8 protein-coding genes are annotated in these 7,720 nt (G+C 39.0%); 1 reads left to right on the top strand and 7 read right to left on the bottom strand.

Going from position 1 to position 7,720, the window contains the following annotated elements; all coding sequences use genetic code 11:
- Both AC1DND_RS13650 and pnuC read right to left on the bottom strand, forming a co-directional pair.
- Positions 1-105, bottom strand: a 105-nt coding sequence (locus AC1DND_RS13650) for an adenylyltransferase/cytidyltransferase family protein (RefSeq protein WP_477582343.1), incomplete at its 3' end; no start/stop codon positions are given.
- Positions 102-764, bottom strand: coding sequence for a nicotinamide riboside transporter PnuC (gene pnuC, locus AC1DND_RS13645; RefSeq protein WP_477582342.1), 663 nt, complete (start codon positions 762-764; stop codon positions 102-104). The genes pnuC and AC1DND_RS13650, both read right to left, overlap by 4 nt.
- Before the next feature lie 147 nt (positions 765-911).
- Here pnuC and AC1DND_RS13640 point away from each other — a divergent pair, with 147 nt between their 5' ends.
- Complete coding sequence (locus AC1DND_RS13640; RefSeq protein ID WP_477582341.1) at positions 912-1,979, top strand: mechanosensitive ion channel family protein; 1,068 nt, start codon at positions 912-914, stop codon at positions 1,977-1,979.
- Between the two features lie 75 nt (positions 1,980-2,054).
- Here the strand turns inward: AC1DND_RS13640 and AC1DND_RS13635 are convergent, their stop codons facing one another.
- From AC1DND_RS13635 to AC1DND_RS13615, 5 genes are all read right to left on the bottom strand, one after another.
- Entirely contained in the window at positions 2,055-4,346 is a 2,292-nt protein-coding gene (locus tag AC1DND_RS13635; RefSeq protein WP_477582339.1) for a Tex family protein, read from the bottom strand.
- Between the two features lie 123 nt (positions 4,347-4,469).
- A complete protein-coding gene (locus tag AC1DND_RS13630) occupies positions 4,470-5,810 on the bottom strand; it encodes a DUF4419 domain-containing protein (protein WP_477582337.1) in 1,341 nt (446 codons plus the stop codon).
- 101 nt (positions 5,811-5,911) lie between these two features.
- The gene (locus tag AC1DND_RS13625; protein ID WP_477582336.1) at positions 5,912-6,286 is read right to left on the bottom strand and encodes an iron chaperone; all 375 of its coding nucleotides are present in this window, start codon (positions 6,284-6,286) and stop codon (positions 5,912-5,914) included.
- A 44-nt stretch (positions 6,287-6,330) separates the two neighbouring features.
- Positions 6,331-6,903, bottom strand: coding sequence for a pentapeptide repeat-containing protein (locus tag AC1DND_RS13620; RefSeq protein ID WP_477582335.1), 573 nt, complete (start codon positions 6,901-6,903; stop codon positions 6,331-6,333).
- 376 nt (positions 6,904-7,279) lie between these two features.
- Positions 7,280-7,720, bottom strand: a 441-nt coding sequence (locus AC1DND_RS13615) for a transketolase C-terminal domain-containing protein (RefSeq protein WP_477582333.1), incomplete at its 5' end; no start/stop codon positions are given.

Raw genomic sequence — 7,720 nt, 5'->3', positions numbered from 1 at the left:
CATTGATACAATCAGCTCATCACATTGTGAAGCAGCGAAGTTAATCAATGCAATATGCCCATTATGAATCGGCATAAATTTGCCAATCACTAAGCCTCTTTTCATGCCGTTTTAGTATAGCTTCTATATTCTTTTATCCAATGCCACAATGCAAAAGCAGCAATAATGGTGAAGATGAAATATTCTACCCCCATAAACTTGATACCTTTTAAAAAGTATAGGTAAGTGGCTACAATATCGATAATCAGCCAGATAATCCAACATTCTACTCTTTTCTGGATCATTAGAAAAGTGGTGATTACACTCATTACAAAAATAAATGAATCGATAAAAGGATAAGCACTTGGCAGGTTGAAGAGTAGCGGAAGCCAATTGTGGAGCTGACTGGCCAGGGTACCCATCAGCAATGTGCCAACAATACCTATAGTCAGTAGGGTTAAAAATTGCCTTACAGGCATAAAACTAATTTTAAGTTCTTTGTTTTTGTCTTCTTCTTCTGGTTTTGGATTTGTCCATCGCCACCAGCCGATAATGTTGGTTATAAAAAAGAAAGCCATCAAAAACATATCGGGGTAAAGCTGGTTTTGGTAATATAAAAAGGCTGATAAAAATACATTAACAATGCCAGCGGGCCAGCTCCAAACGCTGGCTTTTGCTGAAAGAATAACTGAAATAATCCCCGTAATCACCGCGAAGAATTCCAGATAGCTCATTTTATATTCAAGAACCGTGAAAAATATACTTTTGGCATCGAAAAAATCCATCTTTTCTTTTTTGAAGATCTACAAAATGCTAATGTAAATAATTTATTTGCGGCTCTTAGTTTTCTGTTGGCAAACAATCCAAAAATATAGCTGTTATAAGAATATCCATTGGCTGATCGCCGTATTTATTAACCATAAATTTCGTTTATGCAGTATATCGACCAGATTTTCGGTTATCCAATTCCTTTGTTTTTTAAGAATCTCATTATTGGATTAATAGCGGTATCTCTTGGTATTTTCATCAAGTTTATCATTCACAAAACTTTCATCCTGCTTTCGCGTTGGTGGGATTTTATCATTATAAAATCGACAGTAAAGCATTTGAGGAGACCTGTAGCTATTTTTATCCCCTTATTGTTCCTTAACTTCTCGTTAACGCTGATGGAGATGACGCCAACATATCGTCTCCCAATAACCAAGATATTAGAAATTGCCCTGACGATTACTTTTGCGCTTATTTTGGTGAGGACAATTAACGTTTTGGAAGATTATTTCTACCTGAAATATGATCTAAACAAAGAAAATAACCTAAAAGAACGTAAAATCAGAACGCAGTTGCAGTTTGTTCGAAAGTTTATTGTTTCGCTTATTATTTTAATTACTGCTGCTATTATTTTATTGAGTTTTGAAAGTATGCGCAAAATTGGAGCTGGGCTGCTTACCGGGGTAGGTATCGGCGGAATTATTATAGGCTTTGCAGCACAGAAGTCGCTCGGGAATTTATTGGCAGGTTTTCAGATTGCCTTTACCCAACCGATCAGGATTGATGATGTTTTGATTGTGGAAGGCGAATGGGGTAAGGTAGAGGAGATTACTTTAACCTATGTGGTGGTTAATATCTGGGATCAACGGCGGTTAATCTTACCAATTACTTATTTCATCGAAAAGCCTTTTCAAAACTGGACCCGTGTTTCCGCCGATCTACTTGGAACTGTTTTTTTATACCTGGATTATACGATCCCTATTGAACCGATGCGACAAGAATTATCCAGGCTATTGAATGCTAACCCGCTCTGGGACAAGCGAGTAAACGTGGTGCAGGTTACCGATAGTACAAAAGATGGCACCATCGAAGTCCGATTTCTGATGAGTGCTTCTAATTCTTCAAGGGCTTTCGATTTACGCTGCTATGTAAGGGAAGCTATGATCTCGTTTATTCAAAGAAATTATCCTGAAAGCTTACCGAAGAAAAGGTTGGAGTTTGAGAAACAGTAATTTATACATGTCAGTCTGAGCCTGTCGAAGACTCCTTAAATACTTCGACAGGCTCAGTATGACAATCGATGGAAATTATTTAAACATCCCTTTCAGCTTTGCTAATTTTTCCTGCAGATCGCCATCAGCGTCTTTGGGCTCATTACGTGGCTTGAAATTGGATTTACTATTATTCTGTTTAAAATCTTGTTTCGGTTTATGCTCCTTAGATTCCCGATTACGGACTTCTGACTTCGGACTGGTTTCAGTTTTCATCGATAGTGAAATTCTTTTGCGTGCTGCATCAACTTCCATTACCGTAACTTCTACCTTTTGGTGTACTTTAACCACATCATTTGGGTTAGCCACAAAGCGGTTAGCCAGCTGACTAGTGTGAACCAAACCATCCTGGTGTACGCCGATATCAACAAAGGCGCCGAAATTAGTGATGTTGGTTACAATTCCAGGGAGCTTCATGCCCACTCTTAAATCTGAAACCTCATTCACGCCATCGGTAAAGCTAAAAGCTTCAAACTGTTCACGTGGATCGCGGCCGGGTTTTGCAAGTTCTTTTAAAATATCCGTTAATGTTGGTAAGCCAATTTCTTCGGTTACATATTGCTGAGGTTTAATCTGTTTTTGCAGTTGCGTATCTTTCATTAAAGCGGAAACGGTAGTGCCAAGATCTTTCGCCATTTTATCTACTACGGCATAACGCTCAGGGTGTACACCACTGGTATCCAAAACATTTTCTGCATTGCGGATGCGCAGGAAGCCTGCTGCCTGCTCGTAGGCTTTATCGCCCAAACGAGGTACTTTTTTCAAACTTTCACGGTTTTTAAAAGCACCATGCGTATTTCTATAGTCTACAATATTTTGTGCTAAAGTTGGGCCCAAGCCAGAAACATAGGCTAAGATCTGCTTTGAGGCCGTGTTTAATTCTACACCAACAGCATTTACCGCACTGATTACCGTATCGTCCAAACTTGCCTGTAATTTATTCTGATCAACATCGTGTTGGTATTGACCAACACCGATAGATTTTGGATCTATTTTTACCAATTCGGCCAATGGATCCATTAAACGGCGACCGATTGAAACCGCTCCCCGTACGGTAATATCCTGTGTAGGGAACTCTTCTCTGGCCACTTCCGAAGCCGAATAAATCGAAGCGCCGCTTTCATTAACCATCACAATGGTGATATGCGGTAAATTTAACGCACGAACAAACGCTTCAGTTTCTCTTCCTGCGGTACCGTTACCAATGGCAATAGCTTCAACATTATGTTTTTCACAAAGCTGTTGGATAGTAAATTCGGCATTTTTCACATTACCTTGTCCGGTATGCGGATAAATGGCTGTATTCTCTAACAGTTGACCTTGTTTATCTAAACAAACCACTTTACAACCGGTACGGAAACCTGGATCGATAGCCAGTACATTTTTTTGTCCCATTGGAGCTGCCAATAACAATTGACGCGCATTTTCGGCAAAAACCCGAATGGCTTCTTCATCCGCTTTCTGTTTGGTAAATACACGAAGTTCGGTTTCCATGGCCGGTTCCAGCAAACGTTTATAGCCATCTTCTAAAGCCTGTTGAACCTGCTTTGAAGCTGCATTATTGCCTAAAATAAACTGGTTCTCTAAAATAGCAATGGCATCTTCCGCTGGCGGAAGGGCGTCTAATCTCAAAATCAGTTCCTTCTCACCACGGCGCATAGCCAGAACACGGTGTGATGCAGCTGTTTTAACCGGTTCACTCCATTCGAAGTAATCTTTATATTTAATGCCTTCTTCTTCTTTTCCCTTGATCACCTCTGATTTAAAAACAGCTTTTTCCTGAAAATAAGTACGCATTTTGGTCCGCGCCTCTACATTTTCAGAAATCATTTCGGCAATGATATCCCTTGCACCTGCTAAAGCTTCGTCGAATGAGTTTACACCTTTCTCAGCATCGATAAATTTATCAGCTGATGCCGCTAAATCAAAAGCATTTTGCTCAAATATCTGCAAGGCCAAAGGTTCTAATCCTTTTTCTTTTGCAACTGATGCACGTGTTTTACGCTTAGGTTTAAACGGCAGGTAAATGTCTTCTAAAAGCGAAATGGTTTCAGCTTCGTTGATCTTTTTTTCCAGTTCGGGGGTTAACTTGCCAAGCTCGGTCATCGATTTCAAAATCGCTTCCCGGCGCTTGTCTAAATCGCGTAATTGCAAAACCCGATCACGGATTGCAGCCACTTCAACCTCATCTAAACTGCCTGTGGCCTCTTTACGGTAACGTGAAATAAAAGGTACAGTTGCACCTTCATCTAACAGATTTATGGTTGCCGTTACTTGTTTTTCTGCAACTTTTAATTCGGCTGCAATTATTTTATGGTGGGTTAACATATCCTAAAGGTAAAAATTAAAGGAAGCAAAGCTAATCAGGATTTGCGGGATTTAATGATTTTTAGAATGAAGTTTTCCACCGAAATTTGTGAGTAAGTTTTAAAAAAATGGTAGATATATTTATCAACGATCGACTGATTTGCCATTTATGATCAGCCAGTTGTTGGGAAAAAGTTTTACAAGTCTTTGCTTTTCAGCCTCTGTAATCTCCCCGGTAAGTTCTAATCTTCTAATTTGAATTTTACCCAGTTCGTCAGGAATAGCAATATTTTTAGTGAATTTGATCCTTAGTGTACCTATGCTTTTTAATGCATACAGCTCTTTTGGGATTTCGTTAATATTACTCATTGAAAGATCATCAGCGCTGGTTTTGTTGCCGAAAACAGACGTTTCAGATGGTGCACTGTCTTTATTTACGATAGCCCAGCTCATTTCCGGTTTCATAGTGAAATCTTTATTGTTTTGGGACAAGCCTATAAATCCTGCCCAGATTTCCATATTGTGCTTTGTGTGGAGTACTGCGTCTTCCAGAATAAAAGGAACTTTTACAATTTCCGAAGCCAGATTGTTTACGCTGGTAATTGGTTTTAAACCTGTTTTGTTTCCTTCTTTGGTATAAGGAAAGAACTTTACAATCCAGCCGTCGATTGTATTTACCGTTCCATATTTCTTTTCGGTATGGTATTTTACCATATTCATCCAGAAATCTTTATTTACTTTTCCTTTTTTAGCCGCTATGATTTCTTCGATAATCGGGATGAGCTCATTTGTCCACCAATCTAGTTTGTACCGGGCAAGGTATTTGGTCTTTTCCAGTAATTTTTTCCAATCCTGGGTTGTGCCTTCTATGGTGATTTTCGGAATTCCACAACCAATCATAATCACCTTAAATTCGAAATAAGATTTTACAGCTTCCATAATCGTAACCTGGCTTACAATCTTGGAGGTGGGGGTGGTGGTGGTAAAATCGGAAGTTAAAATGCCGACCAATTTTTTGCCGGTATAATCGTTGATCTGTTCATTAAACTGAGGAAAAATTGAAGCCCAATCGGATTTGGGATCACCAAACCAGATTTTATCTGAAACAACGGTTAAAGTCTTCCTTCCTTCAAAGTTTACCATCTGCGACCTGAGCTCTTCTGCATTTTGAGTGATATGCCGGGCAAAACCCTGGCTGATCAATAACCAGAAAATATCGGGAGAGATCACAAATGGCCTGTGATCTATATATGAATTTAAAATGCCCGTTAGGAAAGGGTGCTCACCATAATAAACCAAACTGTCGGGTAGATTTTCAACATTTCTTTCTACATCTGCCCTCAGCACTTTAAGAATTTCATTAGTAGGAACAACAGGAATAAGTTTTGCTGGTTTCGAAAGTGTTTCAATTTCTACAACTGTTGTTTTCTGGCAAAATGATTTTGTAGAGGTAAAGAGGACTAGGAGTAAAAGTATTTTTTTCATCTGTTTGGCGTCGGTTTAGTAAGGTTTTACTAAACGGATGCTTTTTTGAACTGTTTTCCATAATTATGCCTCTATTTTTCCCAGATAGGAAGCCGGGAATATTATGATTTTTTCTTTTTAACTTTCTCTAAATCTCTTTCTCCTTTAAACTTGGTGATTCTGGTAATCAGATCTAGCGGTAAAGGTTTGTCTAAAGGAAACTGTACTGCTCCTTTACTCCATTTATACTGGGTAAATTCTTCTTTAAATGCTTCAATTCCTGAACCGGTTGGATAAAAGCCAATGTGTTTGGCATAACCCGCAAAATAAACCAGCACCGTGTTTTGTTTAAAGGCGGGCATCCCATAACTGATTACTTCCTTGGCTTCTGGTACGGCTTTGTGTATAGTTTCACGGATTTGCTGTAATAGCTTTTGCGTTTCTATTGGGAAATTAGCAATGTATTGATCAATGTTTTCTGGTTTGGGCTGTTCCATGGTCGGTGGTTTTGTAAGCTGAATTTACAAAATTTCTTAAAAACCTATTCGCTGATCTGAATATCGTATTTCTGTAAAAGGCCTGCGATGCCCGATTTTGAGAATCTTGCTTTTTTAATCCTATTGTTATCCGGATCGATAGAATAGTTGTATGCGGTCCTAAAATYTGCTTTTTCGATAATGGTCCTATCAAAAGTTGCGTTTAATAAATCGCTGTTATCGAGTACTGCGCTGGTTAAGTCGCATTCGGAAAAATCTACCTCGTGCAATTGTGAATTTTTGAAGTTCGTTTTCTTAAGCTTCAGTTTGTAAAAAGAGGAATGGTCTAGTTTACAATTACCGAAAGAGAATGCCAGCCCAAAATCATTGCAGTTTTCGAACCTTAATCCGAGCATTTTACAGTCTTGAAAGTTTACATCAATAAATGAGGTTTTGGTAAGGCTTGCCAGACTTAAGTTACAGGAGATAAATTCGCAGTCTAAAAGCTTAACGCCGCTTAAATCTGAACTGGAGAAATCACAATTGATGAATTTACAGTTTTCGTATTCTGCTTTTGGCAGTGCCCGTAAGGTAAAATCGGCTTTTTCGAAGGTTTGATCGGCTATGTATTCGGACATGGAAGGAGTTTCTTTGTGCAACGAATATAAAAATTATCACGTATTTTTTTTGCTTTGAGCAGGAAACTGAATTGAGTTTCTTATACAGGCCATGGTTCACTAAACCTGACAGAAATGGAAATACTTTTTGGTATGCCCTACAGGAAATATTGCTTCGCCGTTCCCCCTCGCAATGACGATAAATGGAGTAGCTAACCGGCCAAAAAGATTGCAATGAATGGCGGGGCTGATGAAACCGAAGGATTACTGAACATAAATTTTCGAATATTTGCCAGGGAAACGCAGAGGACACGGAAAAGGGGAAATAAAAAAATCCCCCAAATTGCTTTGGAGGATTTATATGTTTTGGTCTTCGACTATGCTCAGACTGACAATTTTATTTTTTAACGTACATTACTTCTTTTACCGCTTTAACCACACGTTCAGCATTTGGTAAGCTTGCTGCGATTAAAGTTGGTGAGTATGGAAGTGGAACGTCGGCACAGGTGATACGTAAAACCGGTGCATCTAAATAATCGAATGCATGTTTTTGTACCATGAAAGCAATCTCTCCAGAAAGAGATGCCAAAGGCCATGCCTCTTCTACAACAACCAAACGGTTTGTTTTCTTAACAGAAGCGATAATGGTATCATAATCGATAGGACGTACAGTACGCAAATCGATCACTTCAACGTTGATTCCTTCTTTAGTTAATTCTTCTACCGCCGGGTTTACAACGCGAGTTAACATTTTACCGAAGGTTACGATGGTTACATCGGTACCTTGTTTGGTTACATTTGCTTTTCCTAATTCGATATAGTACTCTTCTGCAGGAAC

This window comes from Pedobacter sp. 01N416, assembly GCF_056399685.1.
Note: the sequence above shows the minus strand (reverse complement) of the source record. Positions and strands in the feature narration are given on the sequence as shown.